Origin of the sequence: Salinivibrio sp. IB868 (genome assembly GCF_001995655.1) — a bacterium.
Lineage (GTDB): Bacteria > Pseudomonadota > Gammaproteobacteria > Enterobacterales > Vibrionaceae > Salinivibrio > Salinivibrio siamensis.
The window spans coordinates 153,899-175,451 of sequence record NZ_MUEW01000004.1 but is presented as its reverse complement, the minus strand read 5'-3'; the positions used below and the strand labels follow the sequence as shown (position 1 = coordinate 175,451).

17 protein-coding genes are annotated in these 21,553 nt (G+C 49.9%); 6 read left to right on the top strand and 11 right to left on the bottom strand.

Going from position 1 to position 21,553, the window contains the following annotated elements; all coding sequences use genetic code 11:
• Nucleotide 1: 1 nt before the first annotated feature.
• Together BZG20_RS06295 and BZG20_RS06290 are read right to left on the bottom strand one after the other, a co-directional pair.
• Nucleotides 2-1,015: a 2-hydroxyacid dehydrogenase gene (locus tag BZG20_RS06295; RefSeq protein ID WP_046075672.1), complete on the bottom strand. Its 1,014-nt coding sequence runs from the start codon at nt 1,013-1,015 to the stop codon at nt 2-4.
• Between the two features lie 160 nt (nt 1,016-1,175).
• Entirely contained in the window at nt 1,176-3,350 is a 2,175-nt protein-coding gene (locus tag BZG20_RS06290; protein WP_077578466.1) for a TonB-dependent receptor, read from the bottom strand.
• A gap of 150 nt (nt 3,351-3,500) precedes the next feature.
• Here BZG20_RS06290 and BZG20_RS06285 point away from each other — a divergent pair, with 150 nt between their 5' ends.
• From BZG20_RS06285 to glpD, 4 genes are all read left to right on the top strand, one after another.
• Nucleotides 3,501-4,199 (top strand): riboflavin synthase subunit alpha, encoded by a 699-nt coding sequence (locus BZG20_RS06285; protein ID WP_077578465.1) that lies wholly within the window; start codon nt 3,501-3,503, stop codon nt 4,197-4,199.
• A 281-nt stretch (nt 4,200-4,480) separates the two neighbouring features.
• Nucleotides 4,481-5,344, top strand: coding sequence for an MIP/aquaporin family protein (locus tag BZG20_RS06280; protein WP_077578464.1), 864 nt, complete (start codon nt 4,481-4,483; stop codon nt 5,342-5,344).
• A gap of 129 nt (nt 5,345-5,473) precedes the next feature.
• Nucleotides 5,474-6,997 carry a glycerol kinase GlpK gene (glpK, locus tag BZG20_RS06275; protein WP_077578463.1) on the top strand — a complete coding sequence of 508 codons (1,524 nt, stop codon included), beginning with the start codon at nt 5,474-5,476 and terminating at the stop codon, nt 6,995-6,997.
• A 305-nt stretch (nt 6,998-7,302) separates the two neighbouring features.
• A complete protein-coding gene (gene glpD, locus BZG20_RS06270; RefSeq protein ID WP_077578462.1) occupies nt 7,303-8,844 on the top strand; it encodes a glycerol-3-phosphate dehydrogenase in 1,542 nt (513 codons plus the stop codon).
• A gap of 84 nt (nt 8,845-8,928) precedes the next feature.
• On the opposite strand, the gene BZG20_RS06265 is transcribed toward glpD, so the two are convergent.
• From BZG20_RS06265 to BZG20_RS06255, 3 genes are all read right to left on the bottom strand, one after another.
• Nucleotides 8,929-9,780: a DMT family transporter gene (locus tag BZG20_RS06265; RefSeq protein ID WP_077578461.1), complete on the bottom strand. Its 852-nt coding sequence runs from the start codon at nt 9,778-9,780 to the stop codon at nt 8,929-8,931.
• 115 nt (nt 9,781-9,895) lie between these two features.
• Nucleotides 9,896-10,177: a hypothetical protein gene (locus BZG20_RS06260; protein WP_077578460.1), complete on the bottom strand. Its 282-nt coding sequence runs from the start codon at nt 10,175-10,177 to the stop codon at nt 9,896-9,898.
• Between the two features lie 81 nt (nt 10,178-10,258).
• A complete protein-coding gene (locus BZG20_RS06255; RefSeq protein ID WP_046075680.1) occupies nt 10,259-10,837 on the bottom strand; it encodes a BON domain-containing protein in 579 nt (192 codons plus the stop codon).
• 236 nt (nt 10,838-11,073) lie between these two features.
• On the opposite strand from BZG20_RS06255, the gene BZG20_RS06250 reads away from it, so the two are divergent.
• On the top strand, nt 11,074-12,468 hold the full coding sequence (locus tag BZG20_RS06250) for a sigma-54 dependent transcriptional regulator (protein WP_198531459.1): 1,395 nt from the start codon (nt 11,074-11,076) through the stop codon (nt 12,466-12,468).
• On the opposite strand, the gene BZG20_RS06245 is transcribed toward BZG20_RS06250, so the two are convergent.
• Entirely contained in the window at nt 12,447-14,099 is a 1,653-nt protein-coding gene (locus tag BZG20_RS06245) for a diacylglycerol kinase family protein (RefSeq protein ID WP_158010022.1), read from the bottom strand. The two genes, BZG20_RS06250 and BZG20_RS06245, sit on opposite strands and share 22 nt — an antisense overlap.
• Nucleotides 14,100-14,220: 121 nt before the next feature.
• On the bottom strand, nt 14,221-15,201 hold the full coding sequence (locus tag BZG20_RS06240) for a rhodanese-related sulfurtransferase (RefSeq protein WP_046075682.1): 981 nt from the start codon (nt 15,199-15,201) through the stop codon (nt 14,221-14,223).
• A gap of 405 nt (nt 15,202-15,606) precedes the next feature.
• Here BZG20_RS06240 and BZG20_RS06235 point away from each other — a divergent pair, with 405 nt between their 5' ends.
• Entirely contained in the window at nt 15,607-16,989 is a 1,383-nt protein-coding gene (locus BZG20_RS06235) for an amino acid carrier protein (RefSeq protein ID WP_198531458.1), read from the top strand.
• Nucleotides 16,990-17,099: 110 nt separating this feature from the next.
• Here BZG20_RS06235 and BZG20_RS06230 read toward each other — a convergent pair whose 3' ends face one another.
• From BZG20_RS06230 to BZG20_RS06215, 4 genes are all read right to left on the bottom strand, one after another.
• On the bottom strand, nt 17,100-18,095 hold the full coding sequence (locus tag BZG20_RS06230) for a chemotaxis protein (RefSeq protein ID WP_077578456.1): 996 nt from the start codon (nt 18,093-18,095) through the stop codon (nt 17,100-17,102).
• 227 nt (nt 18,096-18,322) lie between these two features.
• On the bottom strand, nt 18,323-19,579 hold the full coding sequence (locus BZG20_RS06225; protein WP_077578455.1) for an FAD-dependent oxidoreductase: 1,257 nt from the start codon (nt 19,577-19,579) through the stop codon (nt 18,323-18,325).
• Nucleotides 19,576-20,955, bottom strand: a complete 1,380-nt coding sequence (locus BZG20_RS06220; protein WP_077578454.1) for an FAD/NAD(P)-binding oxidoreductase — start codon at nt 20,953-20,955, stop codon at nt 19,576-19,578. The genes BZG20_RS06225 and BZG20_RS06220 overlap by 4 nt, the downstream gene beginning before the upstream one ends.
• Nucleotides 20,948-21,289, bottom strand: coding sequence for a (2Fe-2S)-binding protein (locus BZG20_RS06215; protein ID WP_077578453.1), 342 nt, complete (start codon nt 21,287-21,289; stop codon nt 20,948-20,950). Before BZG20_RS06215 ends, BZG20_RS06220 begins: the two co-directional genes overlap by 8 nt.
• Between the last annotated feature and the right edge of the window lie 264 nt (nt 21,290-21,553).

The window sequence follows — 21,553 nt, the reverse complement described above, 5'->3', positions numbered from 1 at the left end:
GTTAATCGCTGCGATCTTCGACTTCAGCGATCTGGTTTTGACAGGTTTGCCCGCCCAGAACGGTTTGAATATTGGTTAAAGTCGTCTCGGCGATATTGTGCAGTGCTTCTTTGGTCAAGAACGCTTGGTGGCCGGTAATCAGCACGTTGTGACAGGCTGAAAGGCGACGGAACACATCATCGACAATCACATCATTCGATTTATCTTGGAAAAACAGTTCACGCTCATTATCGTAAACATCCAGTCCCAACGATCCGATGCGCCCCTGTTTAAGTGACTCAATGGCGGCAACCGAGTCGAGTAGCTCGCCTCGGCTGGTATTGATTATCATCACGCCATCTTTCATTTGCGCAAAGGCGTCGGCGCTAAGCAAGTGATAGTTATCTTGAGACATTGGACAATGCAGGGAAACAATGTCGCTTTGGGCATACAGCGTTTCTTTCGAGACATACTCAGCACCAAGCGCAATGGCTTCGGGGTTTTCATAGGGGTCGTGGCAGAGAATACGCATGCCTAGCCCATTAAGAATGCGCATGGTAGCAATACCGATTTTGCCCGTGCCGATGATCCCAGCTGTCTTACCATGGAAATTAAACCCAACTAAACCATCCAGCTCAAAGTTAGCGTCTCGGGTGCGTTGGTATGCTTTATGAAAACGGCGGTTGAGGCACATCATCATGCCAACCGTATGCTCGGCGACCGACTCAGGCGAGTAAGCGGGGACACGGACCACGGTGATGCCCAACGACTTGGCAGCATCCAAATCGACACGATCGTATCCCGCGCAACGTAATGCAACTAAATAAACCCCTGAATCTGCCAGAATTTCTAAAACAGGTCGAGAAAGGTCGTCGTTCACGAAAGCACAAATGGCTTGCGCACCTTGCGCCATTTTGGCGGTTTTTTCAGTGAGTAAGAAATCATGGAACTCAAACGTATAATCAAACGCAGCATTCACATGGGAGAAGGCGGCCTTGTCATAAGATTTGGCGCTAAATACGGCAATGGTCGTCATTAACTAGCCTCCGAAGCTGTCGAGGAGGAAATGTGATGTGTATCAATAACGTGATTTCCATCAAAAATAAACCCTTAAATATTTAAGGGTAATTGTGCCAGCATGAACGGACAAAGCCGAACGTGTGTCCGGCTTTGCGAGTTGGGCTTCTCCCGATTGGTTAAAAACGCATCGTGGCATTAATGCGGATATCTCGGCCAGCGGCTGGCACACCGGCAGACAGATAAGGCGTGTAATACTGATCGGTAAGATTGACGATGGTTGCGTGAAGCACGAAATCATCGCTGGGTTTCCATTCTCCATACAGGTTTTGAAAAAAGTAGGCGTCACTGGCTACGTTGGCCGTGTGTAAAGAAGGCTCGTTAGGAACGCGGTCTTGTTCGTCCCAGTATTGTCCTTGCCACCCGATTTGGACGGTATCCGTTAATTGGTGCCCAATTCCCAACATGGCATTGAGTGGTGGGTTTTCATACCAGTATTCGTCGTCGCCAGTGCTATCGCGCAACGAACCTTTGTGTTTACCTCGCACCATAGAGACAGACGCGTCGGCAGACCACTTGCCGAGACGATATTGCAGTTGTGCGTCGAAACCGTAGGTATAGCGTCCGTCCAAGTTGGTGTAATAGCCCTCTTTTTGCTTGGTTGCATTGACACCTCGGCGCTGGGCAACATCATGAATAATATCATTCCAGAATAATGTGACTTCGGAGGCGAGATGATCGCCCGCAGTTAACACATTTTGACGTTTATCAGACAAGCCCAACAGATACGCATTGATACGAGTGACGGAAAGGTCGCGACTTGAAGATGCCCGTTTTGAGGCCTTGGCATATTGCACCGTATATAACTCATCAATGGTTGGCGCTTTCATTCCATAGGCATAAGCCGCTTTAAGCTGTGTTGATGCACTGACATCATAAGTCAATGCAACACGGGGCTCCCAGCCTTGGTGGCTGATAGCGCTGTAATCATGGCCGACTGATGGATCGTTGTAATCAGGCGCTGGGTTTGGCACACCTTGTGATCGAATATGGCTATAGCGAAGTGAGGCGGTGAGTTCGAGATCTGGGGTAATAAAGTACTTATCTTGTACAAACACGCTGGCTGTTTGTTGCGCGCCCGATGGTTCAAAGTTGGGTGTGTAGTAGCCGTTGTTTTTCGATGGCTTTTTACGATACGTGTGGTTGTAGACGTGCGAGTCTCGGTCTTGATCTTGATACTGGGCCCCGATCATGACTTCGTGATCACCGAGGTAACTGGTATTGGTGATCTCGGCAAACCAACGCTCATAGGACAACCAGACTTGGTGGCCGTATTGGCCTGATGTGATGTAAGACTGATAGGTACTATCTGGGCGCTCCCAATAGCGATGGTTTTGTGAATGCGCGATCACGACACGGGTGTCGATATTGTCGTTAAACGGTTGATAGTGATAATTCAACGTACTGGTATATTCGCGATAGTGATTATCTACTGAGGTGGCGAATAATGCGGCTTCGTAGCTACCATATTTATTGATTTTGTAATCACTAATTGAAGGCATGGTGCCGCGACGATTCGCCCACGGCTTTCTCCCTTGGTCGTCATAGCGGGTGTGGCTGAGCATCATATTGTGCGCGTTTGACTGGTAGCGAATCTTACCCAGCAAACTGTGTTGACGGTAGCCAGAGAACGTAAAGACATCACCGTTGCCCAGTTCGATATCATCGGCATCACGTCGAGAGCCGTGCAACAGCACTGACCAACCAGCGTCAGAAGCACCATAAGTGGTCACACTGCGCTTCCATTGTTGGTTCACACTGTTGAAGCCGGCTTGAGCCATCGCGCCAATCGACGAATCAGGGTCAAGAAAGTCAGCCGCTTCTTTGGTTTCCATGATAAAGCTGCCACCAAAAGCCCCCACACTGGCACGCACATTATGATCGCCTCTTACTACGCGCACGGATCGTAGTAACTGAGGATCGATGAAAAAGCTACCATAGCGATACTGTTGAAAGCCGACGGGGGCACCATCGACCCGAACAGACAGTGCCGAGGGATGCGAAAAGCCCCACACATTGATACGTTCACTGCCTGGACGTGCGCCAGCGTCGAGTGAGACGCCAGGCATCTTCATTACCAATTCTCCGATATTATGCGCCTGTTCGCGTTGGATATCGTCTAGCTCTAACGTCGACTTTCCGGGTGAGGTGAGGGTGATAGGGTGGTTTAATTGCTCACCTTGTATCTCGATAGTTTCAATGTGGCTAGAAGAGGAGTTTGTGGTCGCACTGGCGGTTTGGGCACTAACGGCAAAGGCTGCCAAAATGGAAAAACGTAGAGAGCGATATGGCATATTGATACTACTTCACTGACGTATAAAAGCGCGCACTATACGCCAGCTCTGGGTAACTAGCAATGCTAATGAGATTGATTATCAGTTATGCATTGGTTATTTTTGTTGCCAAGTAGTATGATACTGGGAAATGCTCAATAGGATATGCCCATGTTTACCGGAATTATTCAAGCGGTGGCACATATTGAAGTTTGCCGCGATCATCAAGGTATTCGAACATTCGATATTCGTTTCCCGGATGGTTTTTGTGAGGGGTTAGCGGTGGGAGCCAGTGTCGCCATCGATGGCGTGTGCTTGACAGTGACTGAGCAGCTTGAGCAGACGCTGGTTCGCTTCGATGTGATGGTACAAAGTCTCGCGATTACGACGCTAAACAGCATCAAAGCTGGGGATACGGTGAATGCTGAACGTGCCGCGAAAGATGGCGCTGAAATTGGCGGACATCCGTTATCGGGACACGTCGATTGCCGTGCGACCTTATCCGATGTGCTGGTACAAGAAGAAAATTATCGTTTGCGCTTTTCGGTACAGCCTGAATGGATGCGCTATGTTTTTTCCAAAGGCTATATTGCCATCAATGGTGCGAGTTTGACCATCGCAGAGGTGAACAAAGACCAAGGCTGGTTTGATGTTTGGCTTATTCCTGAAACACGTCGAATGACAACGTTCGAGCGAAAGGCAGAAGGGGATCAAGTGAATATCGAAATCGAGCGCCAGACGCAAGTCATGGTCGACACGGTGCGCGAGACGCTCAATGAGCAATTGGGTCCTTTACTTCCCGTACTCGAATCGCTTGCGAAAGAGCAGGGGATTGATCTAGATACCATCGGTATCGCTAAGCAACCATGAATTAACAAATAGCAAACATTCTCTCCAGCCGGCTAATGCCGCAACAGGCGGGGCGAGCGACGCGCCGCCTGCCTTCCAAGCTGCCCAAGCTCCACTTGTTCACTTTGTGCGCGAACTTGCTCAAATGATGATGTGGTTAACAAAAATGTCAGTATTGAGACATAAAATTATGCTCGAACGCTCATTTTTGTTGTGAGTTTGTTTTCGAGATGCTGTGATTATGCAAAATGATAGTGTGGTTTTGAACGTGTAACCCTACTAACAGTGACAAGGATAATCATATGAAAAAGGCATCGTCGACTCTATTAGGAGAGTGCGTGTCCGAGTTTATCGGCACGGGCTTACTCATTTTTTTTGGTGTGGGCTGCGTGGCCGCTTTAGTGCTCACCGGCGCTGACTTTGGTCAGTGGGAAATCAGTATTGTATGGGGCTTTGGTGTCGCCATCGCCATTTACTGTACCGCAGGGGTGTCCGGCGCGCACATTAACCCCGCGGTCACCATTGCACTCGCCGCGTTCCACGGCTTTGATAAGAGTAAAGTTGTTCCATACATCATTTCACAAATGCTTGGCGCGTTTGCCTCGGCTGCGCTCGTCTATAGCCTTTATAGTAACCTTTTTGTCGAGTTTGAGCTGGCAAATAACATGGTGCGCAGTAGCCCTGAGGCCTTGTCGACGGCGGGGATCTTCTCGACCTATGCGCATCCTGCCTTGTCATTTACGGGCGCCATGGCGGTAGAGTTTGTGATCACTGCGGTACTGATGTTCGGTATTCTCGCACTGGGTGATGAAAACAATGGTGCGGCTCGTGGTCCAATGAATCCGCTGCTAATCGGTATTCTTATTGCCGTCATTGGTGGCTCTTTGGGTCCATTGACCGGGTTTGCGATGAACCCAGCGCGTGACTTTGGTCCGAAGCTGTTTGCTTACCTCGCTGGATGGGACTATGCCCTGACGGGCGCGCGTGATATCCCGTATTTCATTGTCCCTATTGTTGCCCCTATTTTGGGTGCCTGCTTTGGCGGTTGGTTGTATCCGAAAGCGATTGCCCCATATCTCCCCCAAGCAGGACATGGCTGTACGATCCCTAACCAATGTGACGACGATGAGCTGGCTGAAACGGAGACGCGAGAAGTCAACGCCTAACCTAGCACTGTGTCCAATGGCGCTCAGCATGAAATAAAGCAATGCGCGACATTGAGCAATGTGCAATGACACATGGCGCGAAATGTCGCAATACAGACTAAAATAAGAGAGATAGAAGGAAACCCTATTATGTCAGCGAACAAGTATATTGTTGCTCTCGACCAAGGCACCACCAGCTCACGTGCAGTGGTTATGGATCACGATGCCAATATCGTCGGTGTATCTCAGCGCGAGTTTACGCAAATTTATCCGCAAGCAGGTTGGGTTGAGCACGATCCAATGGAAATTTATGCCACCCAAAGCTCAACGCTGGTGGAAGTGCTGGGCAAAACCGGCATTCGTAGCGATGAGATTGCTGGGATCGGGATTACTAACCAACGTGAAACCACGGTTGTGTGGAACAAAGAAACCGGTAAACCGGTTTACAATGCCATCGTGTGGCAATGCCGCCGTACTGCTGACATCTGTCATGACTTGCGCGAGCGTGGATTGGCGTCTTATGTGCGTGATAATACTGGGTTAGTCCTTGACCCTTACTTCTCTGGCACCAAGGTGAAATGGATCTTGGACAACGTAGAAGGTGCGCGCGAAGACGCAGAAGCCGGTAAACTGCTATTCGGTACTGTGGATACCTGGTTGGTATGGAAGATGACTCAAGGGCGTGTGCATGTGACTGATTATACTAACGCATCACGCACCATGCTGTTTAATATCAATGATATGTGCTGGGATCAAAAAATGCTCGATGAGCTTGGGATCCCTGCTTCAATGCTCCCTGAAGTGCGCCGCTCTTCCGAAGTCTATGGACAAACGAACATCGGTGGTAAAGGCGGTACGCGTATTCCTATCGCGGGGATTGCGGGTGACCAACAAGCAGCCCTATTCGGACAAATGTGTGTTGAAGCCGGCCAAGCGAAAAACACCTATGGAACGGGCTGCTTTTTGCTAATGAACACCGGGCAAGAGAAGGTGACATCGAGCCATGGCCTGTTGACTACCATTGGTTGTGGCCCGCAGGGCGAACCATCCTATGCGCTTGAGGGCGCGGTCTTTATGGGTGGTGCCTCAATTCAATGGCTCCGTGACGAGCTAAAAGTGGTGGAAGACGCCCATGACTCTGAATACTTTGCCACCAAAGTTGATACATCGAATGGCGTGTATGTTGTCCCGGCGTTTACCGGTTTGGGAGCACCCTATTGGGATGCCTACGCTCGCGGTACCATTGTGGGGCTGACCCGTGGTGTGAACTCTAACCATATCATTCGCGCAACCCTAGAAAGCATTGCCTATCAAACGCGTGATGTATTGGATGCCATGCAGGCAGATTCAGGTATTAAGCTTGAAGCGTTACGTGTTGATGGCGGCGCCGTTGCCAATAACTTCTTGATGCAGTTCCAAGCCGATGTGCTCGACACCGACGTGCATCGTCCGGAAGTGACAGAAGTCACCGCGTTAGGCGCGGCGTACCTTGCGGGTATGGCGGTCGGTTTCTGGGATGGCCTGGATGAGCTAAAAGATAAAGCCAAACTGGACCGAAGCTTTGAACCACATCGAGACGAAGAAAAACGCAATCGCCGCTATCGTGGTTGGAAGCGAGCAGTAAAATGCGCACAAGCGTGGGCTGAGCTGCATAATGAAGAAGAAGATGTGTAAGCCTGATATCACTCTTTATAATGAAAGGCGCGTTTTCGCGCCTTTTTTCATATTGCCCTGTCGCCGGCCGATTGATCGTGTTCCTCTCTTTTACTGCGTTTTTTCTCCGCCTATAAAGGCATAGGGCTACTCGCCAGACGGTTTTTTAGTTCACATGAACGCCTTTTTCTTAACACTTCTTCTACACTTGTCACAGTCAATAATAATTTTTCGAACATATATAGTGACCGAAAACGAAAGTTGATATACAGTTATACTCATCAGTTAATGTTCGTTCGCTCATATTTGAACAAGGTCGGCTAAAAATGACTACGCATAATTCTCATCAAGACGCACTTCTCGACATCCTCGTGGTTGGGGGCGGGATTAATGGTGCCGGTATCGCTGCTGATGCGGCGGGTCGTGGACTCAATGTGGGTCTGTACGATGCCAAAGATTTCGCATCGGCCACTTCATCCGCGAGCTCGAAGCTTATTCATGGTGGATTGCGCTATCTCGAGCATTATGAGTTCCGTTTGGTCTCGGAAGCACTGGCCGAACGTGAGGTACTGATCAACAAGGCGCCCCATATTGCGTTTCCGATGCGTTTCCGTTTGCCGCATCGCTCGTATCTGCGCCCAGCCTGGATGATCCGTTGTGGATTATTTTTATATGACCACCTTGGTAAGCGCTCAACATTACCGAGCAGCCACAAGGTTGATTTGCGTAAAACTGGCTACATGAACAAGGACATGAAAGTCGGATTTGAGTACTCAGATGCTTGGGTGGATGATGCGCGCTTAACCTTACTCAATGCGCAATATACGCGTGAAAAAGGGGGAGAGGTGCGCAATTACTGCCAAGTGGTCGCGGCAGAGCGTGAAAACACGATTTGGCGAGTGACGCTAGAGGACGCACATACCGGTGAGCGCTTTGAGCGCAAAGCCAAGGCATTGGTGAACGCGACTGGCCCTTGGGTGAAGCAATTCTACGATGACAGTCTCCACGAAAAATCGCCGCGTGGGATCAAAATGATCAAAGGCTCTCATATTGTTGTGCCACGTATTCATCAAGACCCACAAGCGTATATTCTGCAGAATAATGATGGCCGTATCGTCTTCGTGATCCCATATCTCGACAAGTTCTCATTGATTGGTACCACGGATGTGGAGCATAAAGCCGATCCCCGAGAAGCAAAAATTGACGAGGCTGAGATTGATTACTTAGTTGATGTCGTCAATCAGCACTTTACTCACCAAATTCAGCCACAGGATGTCGTTTGGAGCTACAGTGGCGTGCGACCATTGTGTGATGATGAATCGGACTCGCCACAGGCGATGACACGCGACTACACCATAGAGTTGGAACAAAAAGGCAATCAAGCGCCGTTGGTTTCCATCTTTGGCGGTAAGCTCACGACTTATCGTAAGCTGGCGGAGTCTGCGATGCGCAAACTCGAGCCATTCTTTGACAAGATGGGTCAGCCTTGGACGGCTAACGGTGCGCTTCCCGGTGGTGATTTCAGCTGCACACGGGATGAGCTCGCCCTGTCGATTAAACAACGTTATCCGTGGTTAAGCCATCATACGGCGCAGCGATTTGTCGATACCTACGGTACCCGCACACATCAACTGATGAGAGGTTGTCACAGTGAAGCGGATATGGGTCATCGGTTTGCTGATGGGGTTTACCAGGTGGAAATTAACTATCTGGTGCAATATGAGTTTGTTCAGCATGCGGAAGATGCCTTATGGCGTCGCACCAAATTAGGCTTGTATCTGACTGAAGAACAGGCTGATGCGATTAGCCAATACATCGAGCAGCAGCGCGTTAAAGTACACGCACTGCCATTAAGCGAGGCAAGCTAGCACTCAAGTGAGTCCGTGTTGCTAACACGATGGGATGACAAAAAAGAGCGCCGATGGTCGGCGCTCTTTTCGGTCGACTGTCTTTTAACGCCGTTTGGCCGATAACGTGCTGCCTAGTGATGCGCTGATCACCATGCCAATCGCGAGCCATTGACGCAGGGCCAGTTGTTCATCGAGCACGAGTAGCCCAGCCATGGCGGCAACAGCAGGCTCTAAACTCATCATCACACTGAAGGTTTGTTTGGGCATGTTGCGTAACGCTATCATCTCCAGAGAATAAGGAATAGCACTGGAGACAAGGGCGACAGCGATCCCCAAGGGTATCAATTGCCATTGAAAAATCGCACCGTCAGTCGCAATGTAGCCCGCTGGTACGAGATAAAGGGCAGCAATGCTCATCCCCAGAGCAACCGTCCCGCCGCCTGGCGCTAAATTTCCTGCCTTTTGCCCAAATAGGATATAGCCCGCCCAGCAGCCGCCCGCCGCTAATGCGTAAGCCACCCCTTTTGGATCCAAGGCATCCACGCCTGACAAATCGGGTAGGAGGGTAATAACACCGCCAACGGCGAGCACGATCCAAAGACTGTCTCTGGCGCGACGAATAGAGATTAAAGCCACTAATAAAGGACCGGTAAACTCAAGTGCGACGGCAATCCCCAACGGAATAGTCTCGATAGACAAATAAAGCAGCATCATCATGCCACCAAGACAGCCACCATATACCGTTATCGCTCGCCAATGTCGCGCGCGTGGCCACTGACGCCAAGGGCGAAAGACGAGCCACAAAATGAGGGCAGAAAAGCCGACACGCAGGGCAGTGGTCCCAATAGGGCCCACCAGAGGGAAAAGCTGTTTGGCAAAGGATGCGCCAAATTGAATGGCGCACATGGCACCAAAAACACTCAATATCGCAACAAAAAGCGCACGAGCCTGCATAATCCCTCCTTTTCAGTAAAATAGAGCTATTACCTTAACATAGAGACAAAAAAAAGCCGCTCCGATGAGAGCGGCAAAGATTTTGGAGCGAATTGTCTCAATCCTATCGTATTCGCTAGAATTTTTGTCTAGCTGAGTCGTAGGCATCTTTGAGAGACGTCAGTGCCTGTTCGGCGCCTTGTTTAATGTCGTCCCACGCATCGTCACTGGCATGCTGCAGCTCATTAATGCGTGTTTTCGCTTGCTCTTTTCTTGCGCGCAAATGCTCAATTGACTCTCGGTACTCTGCTTTTGCATTCGCCGAAGCAACATTCGCTTTTTCTTCAAGTTTATCAATTTCTTGATTCCAGTCTTGCAAGCGATTATGTAACTTATCTATCATCTCTTGGCGTTGCATAATACCTCCTATTAAAAGGGCCTAAGTCTACGTACAGGCGATTAATCAGTGGCAAAACGCAGTGGCGAAACGCCTTATTATTTAGGCATTGCCTTCGACGTCGAGTTCATCAATGACTCGTTCAACGTCCTGCGCGTTCTCTGCCATTAATACGGCAAGATCGCGCGCGGCATCACTTTTCACTTCGCCTGATAGGGTTGCGACGCCATCGTTAACGGATACATCAATATTGGTTCCACTAATATCGGGATTCAGCAACAAGCTTGTTTTAAGCGCCGCGCTGACTTTGGTGTCAACGACGGCTTGGCCTAGGTCGGCTGACTGGCTCGCAGGTTGCGACACAGTGAGCTCGTTTTTTATCTCACTCACGCCATCAATCTGACGAACTAAGCCACTGGCCAAGCTTTTATCAAGCTCGGTATCGACTTTCCCGGTTAGAATGACCACGCCTTGCTCAACATCTGTGTTGATATCAAAGTTATTGAGGTTAGTGTTCACCATCAGCATGGACTCGGCTTTGCCATCAATCCAAGCGTCTTTGGCTTCATCTTGCCAGTCATTGGCGCTGCTCGCCGCAGAGACAGAAGAAGCGCCAAGCGCAAGCGCTAACCCTAATGATACAAATAAAGGATGAAATCGACCTTGCGGAGTCGTCTTCATTAAATCCTCCTTTTTCAATGAGTGTGAGCAACGTTGTGGCGCTGCTAGGCTTCCAAAAGCGAAATCTATGCCAATTTTAAAAAAATCTAAATATCAACAGCTTATCTAGTGGTTGATGATTTGATGGTTTTTCCTTTTAGGTAATTATTTCCTATGTGTTTGCAATTATTACTTAATAACTGGGGTTGGATATGGCAGTCTAGAACAAGAAAACGCTTGGAAGGAATGCGATGTATATGTCTTGCTTGTTCGCCTATTTACCTCAGTCGACAGATGTCTCTTTGCGTCAGATGTTAAAGGTGGCGCTTAACGCGCGAGCGACGAACGTGGTGTGGTTTGATACGTTAGCCGCACTGTTAGAAGCGTGTCAGGTTGATGACCCTGACTGGGTCGTAATAGATGTTGACACCAAGGATGGCGATATCGATGAGCTGCTCGCCATCATGACGCGTATTACCCACACGCAATGGGTGTTATTGACTGATGGCGCGCCCTTTCCTGCTTGGAATCACCACGCCCAAGACATGGCTGCGACGGTATTTCGTCGTCCTATCGATAAGCAGGCCTTCCAGCATCTCGTTATTGATCAGATGCGCGGTGAGGATCGTGGGCAATCACAGGGTACCCCCGTTATTACTAGTCAGGCAGATCAATACGGCTATTTATTGGGCTCATCAAGCCCGATGCTGGCCCTGTACCGCCAGCTTCAACGACTAGGTCCAACGAAAGCGAATGTGTTTATCATCGGTGAGAGTGGGGTGGGCAAGGAGCATGTCGCAAAAACACTCCATGGCTTGGGTCGACCGACTGGTATAGGCGGGATGGAGAGGCGAAGCCAAGGGGGGGATGCCCCTTTTATGGCGGTCAACTGTGGGGCGCTGAGCCCAGAACTGATCGAAAGTGAGTTGTTTGGTCATGTCAAAGGGGCGTTCACTGGCGCGCATCAGGATCACCAAGGGATTTTTTACCAAGCCGAAGGGGGAACGGTGTTTCTCGATGAAATAACGGAAATGCCCCAGTCGCTGCAAGTGAAATTATTGAGGGTGCTGGAGTCAGGGGAATACCGCCCAGTTGGTTCGACACGCAATCAAAAAGCGAATGTGCGTCTTTTGGCCGCCACCAATCGCGACGCGCAAGAGGCGATTCAGCAAGGCAAGCTTCGTGAGGATATTTATTATCGCTTGGCACAATTTGTGGTGACGGTGCCGCCATTAAGGGCACGAGGAGATGACATTCATGCACTGACCACGCATTTCCTCGCTGAATTGAATTTTAATCATCAGACAACCGTGAGCATTAGCGATAACGCGCTCGAGCACGTCCAGCACTACCACTGGCCAGGGAATGTACGTGAACTCAAACATGCTATTGAGCATGGCTTTCTATTGAGTAATGGGTGCATTGAAGTCACGGACCTACCCACTAACGTGATGGCTGATGATCCGTCAACAGCGGTTGAGGCGCTTTCGCTGCCAGAGGGAATCAGACTTGATGAACTCGAAAAAGCAGCGATTTTACAAACACTCGCGCGCTGTCAAGGAAACCGTCAGCGTACGGCTAAGGCGCTTGGGATCAGCCCTAAAACCTTATACAACAAACTCCAGCAATATCATGCATTATCGTCTGATTGAGCGGTATCAGGAAGAGGCGGAGACAGGATCGCGAGTGATTGAGGCTGCGCGTCAATCGTTAGTTTTCGGTCGCGATAAAGCTCGCCGTCAATGACATAGTCAATGACTGATGTAGCACGTATCGAGACGCGTGTGACTTGTTGATAGTGAGTAAAGCGGCCTAATCGTGTTTCAAACAGACTCGCGAATGCTAATTCCATGAGGGACAACGCGGTATCTGTTTTGGTAGAACTCGCGGTGAGCCAAGTGACATCGAGTTTGCCGTCGGCATAATTTGGTTGGCCTTGCCCTTGGGCTAATAAGGTTGTCATTGGTGCGGCATTGGCGACCACCATACTGGTTGTGCGGATCAACTGAGGCGCTTGGTGATCGAATTGAACGGTGAGATCGATGGCTTGATTTTGACTGGCAGCCCCGAGTAGACCCTGCAAATACGCCCACTGGCCTAATTGATTTTTCTGCTCCCGAGCGGCGTGGCGAATCATTTGTTGTTCAAAGCCAACGCCCACGACTAACAACGCCACTTTGCCGTTACAGCGTGCGGTGTCGATGGTTCGTGGCGTCCCATCTAAAATGACATCGCAAGCGGCATCAATATTTAAAAATTTGGTCTTTATCCCCCACAATGCATGGCATAAGGCGTTTGCGGTGCCAAGCGGTAATACGCCTAAAGGGATTGCGGTGTTAATCAGTGCTCGCGCAACGGCGTTCACAGTGCCGTCCCCACCGGCGGCGATCACCACATCAGCCTGTTGTGACACAGCGCGGCAAGCGAGTTGATAACTACGACGATTATGGCGTGTCTGATGGACGACTAACCGATACCCGTCACCTAAATAGGCCTGAATATAGTCGCGGTGCTTACGCCATTTCTTTCCACCTGCAGCAGGGTTAGCAATGATCCAGGCAATGGGACGCGCCAACCGCAACGCACCGCTTTGCTGAAAACGCACTAAAGCGCGGCGCTGGCGCTGATTCAAGTGTGCTTTGGGGCGTACCATTTTGATGTCACCAAGCACATCCTCGAGCGAATGGTGGGGAGAAAGTGCCCAAAGATAGGCGGCAACAACCATCACGGACCGTCCGCGTCCTAGTGCACAATGCACCACCACCTTGTGTCCGGCTTGTCGCTGTTGATGCAGCCATTGTAACGCGCGCATCAGTTGGCTACGCGAGGGATAGGCATGATCCAATACGGGCACCGAGAGATAGGCGACAGCCTGTGATTGTGTGAAACGGTCGACGCTCTCGAATTCAGCGGTAACATCTAATATTCCATCAATACCTTGCGCTTGCAGATCGGGGATGTCTTTGTAGGTCAGACGAGCACCGACATAGAGCCCAGGGGCGACTTGCTGGACGGGCGGTGCAACATCGCGTTTTCTTGCCCAACGATTGTACAGGTGGGTAAAGGTGAAAAATGGCGCAAACACCCACTGGCTGATGCGAGGCAACTGCCCGGACTGGCGTTTGCGAAAAAGGCGAGGCTGATTGCGCCAATAAGCGATACTAACGGCGAAAAATGCTGCCGCACACCATGACAAAAGCAAGGTAAGAAGGACGTTAGGTATCCACCAGCTGATCGTGAATAAACACGCGGCGACCAAGCTATAAAAGGGACCTATAAACACGCTTATTCACTCCTTTTTATTCAGCACAGACGCCATCGGTAAAACAATCCAGCTTTTACTATACGTTAGCCCTGCCCAATATCATAAAAAACGGCACGTCTAGCGTGCCGTTTTTGTATTATTATTTATCTTGATTTTGATGTTGGCGCCGGAATTTTTTCATTGCGCGACGTTGTTCAATGATCTTTCTCGCCTCACCGCCGACGTGCTGTTCACCGCGTTCTCGTGCAAGACGGACTTGGTACTCTCGCTCTCGAAACGCTGCCTTTTGGGCGTCGGTGTGTTTGTCGATGCATTTAGGGCAAGAGACGCCTTGCTCATAGTGTTCGCTTTCCATGTCCGCTTGCGTGATGGGAAGGCGACAGGCATTACACATTGCGTAAGACCCTCGCTCCAAATCGTGATTAACGGCAACACGGCTGTCGAAGACATAACACTCTCCGTTCCACAAGCTTTCACTCTCAGGCACTTCTTCGAGGTACTTAAGGATCCCGCCTTCTAGGTGATACACCTCATCAAAGCCTTTTTCTTTCAAAAAAGCGGTCGATTTTTCACAGCGGATCCCGCCGGTACAAAACATGGCGACTTTTTTGTGCGTGCTAGGGTCAAGCTGCTGTTCAACATAGTCTGGGAATTCACGGAAGCTATCTGTATGCGGATTAACGGCTCGTTCAAAGGTACCAATCTCGATTTCGTAATCATTACGCGTATCGATCACTAACACATCTGGATCGCTGATTAATTGATTCCACTCTGTTGGTTTGACATAAGTGCCCACGCTTTGGCGCGGATCGATGCCTTCAACCCCCATGGTCACAATTTCTTTTTTGAGTTTTACCTTGGTGCGACTAAATGGCTGGCTGTCTTCGAACGACTCTTTATAGTCAATATCCGCTAGGCGTGGGTCATTTCTAAACCACGCAAACAGCGCATCCATATTTTCTCTTGTCGCTGCTACTGTGCCATTTATGCCTTCCTGGGCGAGAAGGAGCGTGCCGCCTATTTGGTTGGCTTCCATTACTTCAAGCAATGGTGCTTGCAAAGACTGGTAGTCGTCGAGTGTGACAAATTTATATAAGGCACAAATGACATATTTAGACATGTTGTTTCCTCTTGCTGGCTGGAGCGTAAATCCAGTGCATGGGTGGTGTATGTATACGTGAGCGCGGAGTATAGCGAATGCTACTGACGCAAAACACCGGATAAAAGTAAGGTTAAATATCGAGCGCTCTGATAGCGACGAAGGCGATGCACTCTACTTTGTGTTCAAATCAAATTGTATTGTTAGTTATTCAATAACGTCTGGTTTTTATGAGATCAACATCACGTATGAACGGAGTTTCTATCGCCTGAAAGCGTGTTTGGACTTAGTTTGAATGGGTTTTTAGTCACGCCAGAATGGTTTTATTGCTTTATGGTCTAATTATTTTGTTGGTTGGCGTGCATCGGCTAGACAGTGGTCTAGTAAGCAAAGTAATTAGCCAAGCATCAAGAAAGGATGCAAAACATGATTGAAGAATGGATTAACGCATTTGTCGGGTTTATCTGGGGTAAGCCGATGCTGATCTTATTGGTTGGTGGCGGGGTTTTCTTTACCCTTTATGGCAAACTCACGCCGTTTCGGTATATGGCACACAGTATCAAGCTGTTAACCGGTAAGGTGGACGATGGCAGTGGCCATGGTGATTTATCTCATCGCAAGGCGCTCGCCGCCGCTCTCTCCGGCACTTTGGGCCTTGGTAATATTGCCGGCGTGGCACTGGCGCTCAGCGCAGGTGGACCCGGTGCGGTGTTTTGGATGTGGTTAACGGCATTACTAGGAGTCTCAACCAAGTTTTATACCTGTACATTGGGGGTCATGTATCGTCACGAAGATGCGAACGGCAATGTCCACGGTGGCCCCATGTATACGGTTCGGCACGGTTTAGGGCCAAAATTTAAATGGTTAGCGGTGATGTTTGCCATTGCCGGCTTGATGGGATTTGTGCCGTCTTTCCAAATTAACCAGCTTGGTGCCGTGGTGCAAACTCAGCTATTTCCGGGGATCGCTTGGCTAGAGAGTAGTGCGTTCTCTTGGGCACTGGGCATTGTACTGGCGGTCTTCGTCGGTATGGTGATCTGGGGTGGCTTGCAGCGTGTGGCTGATGTTGCTGGTGCGCTAGTGCCTTTGATGGCGGGCAGCTATATGGTGATGGCGATCGCCGCTTTGGCACTTAATGCCGAGCGCGTGCCTGGCGTGTTTCAGTCGATTTTCGCCAGTGCTTTTTCACCGGATGCGATGTTCGGTGGCCTGATCAGTGTGATTATTGTGGGGGTGAGTCGTGGTGCTTTCTCTAATGAAGCCGGGATTGGCACCGAGGTCATGGCACACAGCGCGGCAAAAACCAATGAGCCAGTCCGAGAAGGATTGGTCGCTAGCCTAGGTCCTATCATTGATACCTTAATTGTCTGTAGTTGCACTGCGCTAGTGATCTTGGTGACCGGTGTGCTTGATCAAGCCGAGGGCATGCAAGGTGTTAGTCTGACCATGGCGGCATTTAAAGCGGCCTTTGGCGCGCCAGGGGCGTGGTTATTGGCGGCACAGGTGTTAGTTTTGTCTTTCACCACGGTATTTACATTTTGGTATTACGGCTATAAATGCTTTGTGTATCTATTTGGCGAGCAGGCGGGTCAGTATTATAAGTACCTATACTTATCGCTTGTGGTGCTGGGAGCGGTATTATCGCTGGATGTGGTGTTCTTATTCCTCATTGGGGCGTATGGGCTGATGGCAGTGCCCACCATGGTCTCCGCGTTGCTGTTGGCGCCTAAGGTAAACCAAGCTGCTAAACGTTATTTTGCCAGTCACCGTTACCGTGAAAGTCACCGCTCACAGGTAACCAACAGTTAATGAGCCGATAGTTAATGGCTTGACTGACAACTTTGTTGTCACGCTAAAACGAACAAAGGCTGCCAATGTGCAGCCTTTGTTTTGTTCACTATGTTGGCCTTTATCGTTGATTAATCATCAAGTGGTGCGCCAAATACATAGGTATCAGCCAGGCTAACCATGCGACCGATTTCGGGTTTGGTGATGGTATCATTGGCGCCCAATTGCAGAGCCTTAGCGCGGTTATCTTCGCTCATGATCGACGAGAACATGATAATAGGCATGGTTTTATAGGTATCCATCTCTCTGAGGCGTTTGACTAAGTGCATACCGTCCATTCGTGGCATCTCTACGTCTGACACAATCGCATCCACAAACTCATTGATCGACACACCTTCTTCTTTGGAAATGCGTTCGAATTCGGTGAGTTTGTCAAAGGCCTCGCCACCATCTTTGGCCGATATAATGTTAAAGCCAGCTGAGCGTAGCGTGTTCTCAATCAAGCTACGGATGAAGGCGGAATCGTCCACCACTAAAATCGTTTTTGCTTCGCGTTTTTTCGCGCTGGATTCGGAAATGTTGACGTTTCTGTCCTGAGTGACATCGTATTTTTCCATACTCAACTCAGGGTTAATATCGGCAATGATTTTCTCAAAATCCAGGATCATAATCAGGTTGTTGTCTTTGCGGACAACGGCGACCACACAATCTTGCTCGCCTGCTTCTAAAAATTGGCTTGGGGACTCAACCGCTTCCCAGGAAATACGATGGATACGACTAATACTGTCAATCAAAAACCCATTAGTCATGTTGTTAAAGTCGGTGACAATCACAAACTTATTGTCTTTCTCTGGACGCGTCGGGACGCCTAACCAGCCTGCGAGATCAATCAGTGGCGTTAGCTTGTCGCGTGACGAAAACACCCCAATCATGTGCGCTTGGGCGTTTGGATAGTCAGTGGTTTCCGGAACTTGGATAACTTCGCGAACCTTGGCAACGTTGATACCGTAATAGCAGGTTTTGGTACTGCCGTCAGGAAGTTGCTTGATTAAGTGAAACTCAATGATTTCTAGCTCATTCGTACCACTTTCCGTCAGTATTTCGTTTTTTGATGGCTCGTCGTTCATGCCTACCACATTTCCTTTCGATATCAGCGAATAAAGCTGGCGTTAAACTGAGTTTGTTCCAGTATAAGCCTGAGATCAATAAAGCGACAATCTTTGCTCGATAATCGTGCTGCTTTTCTGTGGGCTATCGCGCTAAATTGATCGCGAAAGTCATCGATAAGTTACAGCTTAATAACAAAAAAGCCTGCGGCGAGCAGGCTTTGAAGACCGTTAGGGCCGTTTGGCAGTTAAGGTAAGGCCACGTCTAAGTGGTAATTCCCGATCATTTTTCCTTGGCTGTCCAAAAAGCGTGTATAGGAGAACGGCGCGAGATCAATGGTGGTTGGCAGACCACGTACCACTTCATTCATCACCTTTCCGGTGATGGCAGAGGTCAACATACCGGTACGGAAATGCCCACATGCATTGAGGTAACCGTCAATACCCGGCACTGCACCAAGAATCGGCAGCTCATCCGGTGAGCCCGGACGCAAGCCTGCCCAGCAGCGCTTGATATTCATCTTCTTCAGCTCGGGGATAGACTTCATGGCGCCTTGTGCCAGCTGTTTGATGTACTTCATGTCTGTGGTGGTGTCAAAACCACGCTCTTCGGTGGTTGAGCCAATCAAGACTTCGCCGTTATCTTTTTGGGCGATATAACAATCACTGGTGGTTAAACAGCCATTTAAAAGCTTAGGTAGCTTCTCGGAGACGATCACTTGGCCTTTGACTGGGAAGACAGGCATTGGCATCCCCGTTGCCCACAAGCTGAGTTTTTCCGCCCATGCGCCACCCGCATTGATCATGGTGCCACAACCTAGCTTGCCGTTTTCTGTTTCAACCGCGACAACGCGGTTACCTTGTCTCACCACACCCGTGACTTTGGTATTGAGGTATAGCTCGACACCGTTCTGCCGTGCTGCTTCCAAATAGGCCTCGTTAAGGCGATAGGGATTGATTTGGTGATCACCCTCAAACTCCATCGCACCAATTGCCGCACGCGACACGTTAGGCTCTTGTGCGTGAAGATCTTCTTGAGACACCCAACGGACATGCTCTTGGCGATCAGGAATGGCGGCCGCAATATGTTCGGCATAGAGTTTGTCGTACTTATCAAACATGACAAACTTCAAACCAGTACGCTCAAACTTAAAGTCCACACCGTGATGCGTCAGCAAATCATCATACAATGCCGGATAGAGCTGGTTAGACAGCATCGCCATATCGAAGAACGGCTTGGGCATAATGTGCGGTTTGATCTCTGGTGATCCACCTTCGCCGCTTTCTTGCATCTGCTTAGAAAGGGTCTTAAACAGGATAACGCCGCAGCCAAGGCCGGTTGACTCGCCCATCGCCCATAGACCACCGGCTGACGCACGCGAGGCGTTTCCGGGGTATTTATAGTCCACAACGGCGATGGATAAGTCGCGCTCGCGGCTTAAATGATAAGCCACCGATGCGCCGATCACGCCGCCGCCACAAATTACGATGTCGTACTGTTTCATGCGTCATCCTCCAACGCAGCAAAAGGAATAGGGTCGAGTGGGAATCGAGGGCGAATCAAAGGCTGAGGCGACGTCGTGCTCTCATTGAGTCGGTCGTAGCAGTAGTGCGCACAGGTTTTTCCTTGGCAGTCACCCATGGTAACGCGGGTACGCATTTTCAACGTAATCACATCCTTGACGCCTTGATTGATGGCGTTATCAATGTCCGCCTTTTTCACTTGCTCGCAGCGACAGATCACTGTGTCTTTTCCCGGCAAACTGAGCAGGCCTGGACGACGGTAGCCTGCCGTATCAAAGCCTTTACGGAAACGGTAGCTCTTTTCGAGCTGATGACGCAGAGCCTTAAACTCATTGTCAAGATTAGGCATTGAAATATTGCGTGCCTTCAGTGCGGAGTACGCCGCAATCTTTCCTTCCAACATGGCGGCTTCTGCGCCGGCAAATTTCACGGTATCACCGGCGCAGTAAACATTGTCGACACTGGCTCGTTGCCACTCGTCCACCACGGGGATCGCCCCGCTCATGTGATCGTACTGCATATCTAGTCCCATTAGTTGCGCAAGCTGAGAGCGTGCCGCAAAGCCGTAACCCACACCAAGCAAATCAGCATTTATGGTTTCGGCACGGCTAACATCTGGGTGCCAGTCTTCACTGTAGGGGGCTACCGTGACGTGCTCGACTTGAGGGTCACCTGAGGCTTTGACTACGCCCCAACCGTAATGCATCGGGATATGGTGGCGTTTGAGATACATCATCATGGAGAGGCCATCTAGCGCGAGCTGTGGACGGTTGAGGAGGGCGAGCGTTTCACGTGCCAAGTCTTTAAACGGCGCCGCTTCATAGATACCGGCGATATCACAACCGGCTTTGTGAAGCTGACAAGCAACCAGTACAAGCAAAGGCCCTGTGCCGGTGATCACGCAGCGGTGCCCGGGACGAACCAAGCCGCTTTTTATTTGCAGTTGGATCCCCCCAAGAAGCATCACCCCTGGCAGATCCCAGCCAGGAAAGGGAATGCTGCGCTCTTGGCAACCGGTGGCGAGGATCAACTGCTCATAGTCAATCGTTGATAGCGTATCTTCATGAGCAGTGAGGAGATGTTGATCCGCCATTGGCCCCAGTACCCGCGTCAAACTGCGTAGGTCAATCAAATCCTGATGCTGGTGATATTGTTCGCGCAGGGTTTGTGAGGTGGCCTTCCATTTGTCATCCAAATGGGGCAGCGCGTTAGTCTCTCGCCACGGGCCACGATAGACGACGCCACCGGGTTTGGGGGCTTCATCAACAATAATACTGGCGACCTTGTGCTTGGCCAGTGTGACCGCTGCAGAGAGACCAGCAGGTCCAGCACCAACAATAACAACAGGCTTAGACATGGGTTTCTCCTTGCTCGACGGTGTGGCTTTCAAGATCCGTGTTCTCAACCACAATGTTGGCTTCAGTGCGGACATCCATATCCGGCTGAACGGCGACTTGGCACGCACGTTGTTTATGGCGGGCGTTGATTTCCAGCGTGCAGCAATGACACACGCCCATGCCGCAATAGGCACTCGCTAATCGGCCATAATCATTTTTAGATAGCGCACGGATATTGCTTGCGAGCAAAGTGCTTAGCACGCTTTCTCCAGCGATGGCGGGAACCGTCTCGCCATTGACATGGATCGAGAAGGTTTCGCCAACGGCATCGGTAATGTCTTGATTTCGTCTCATCGTTTTAATTTGCTCATTGGTATGTTGTTGGCACAGTGATGACGCCCACTCAGCCTGTTTAAGTGAGCGGAGTGTGTTGTCTTATTTATTAGGCGAGGAGTATACTAAACTTGCTTTGTGAATATGACGTTACTTTTTGTTTCGTATTTGTTATTCCTCGCAAAATGTATGGAAATAATGATGATGTTGTGAGCTTTATCATGATAACGATCAGGTTTGCGCGGAGAGGGGCCTGTGAACAGTGACGCTATATCGGTCAAGCGC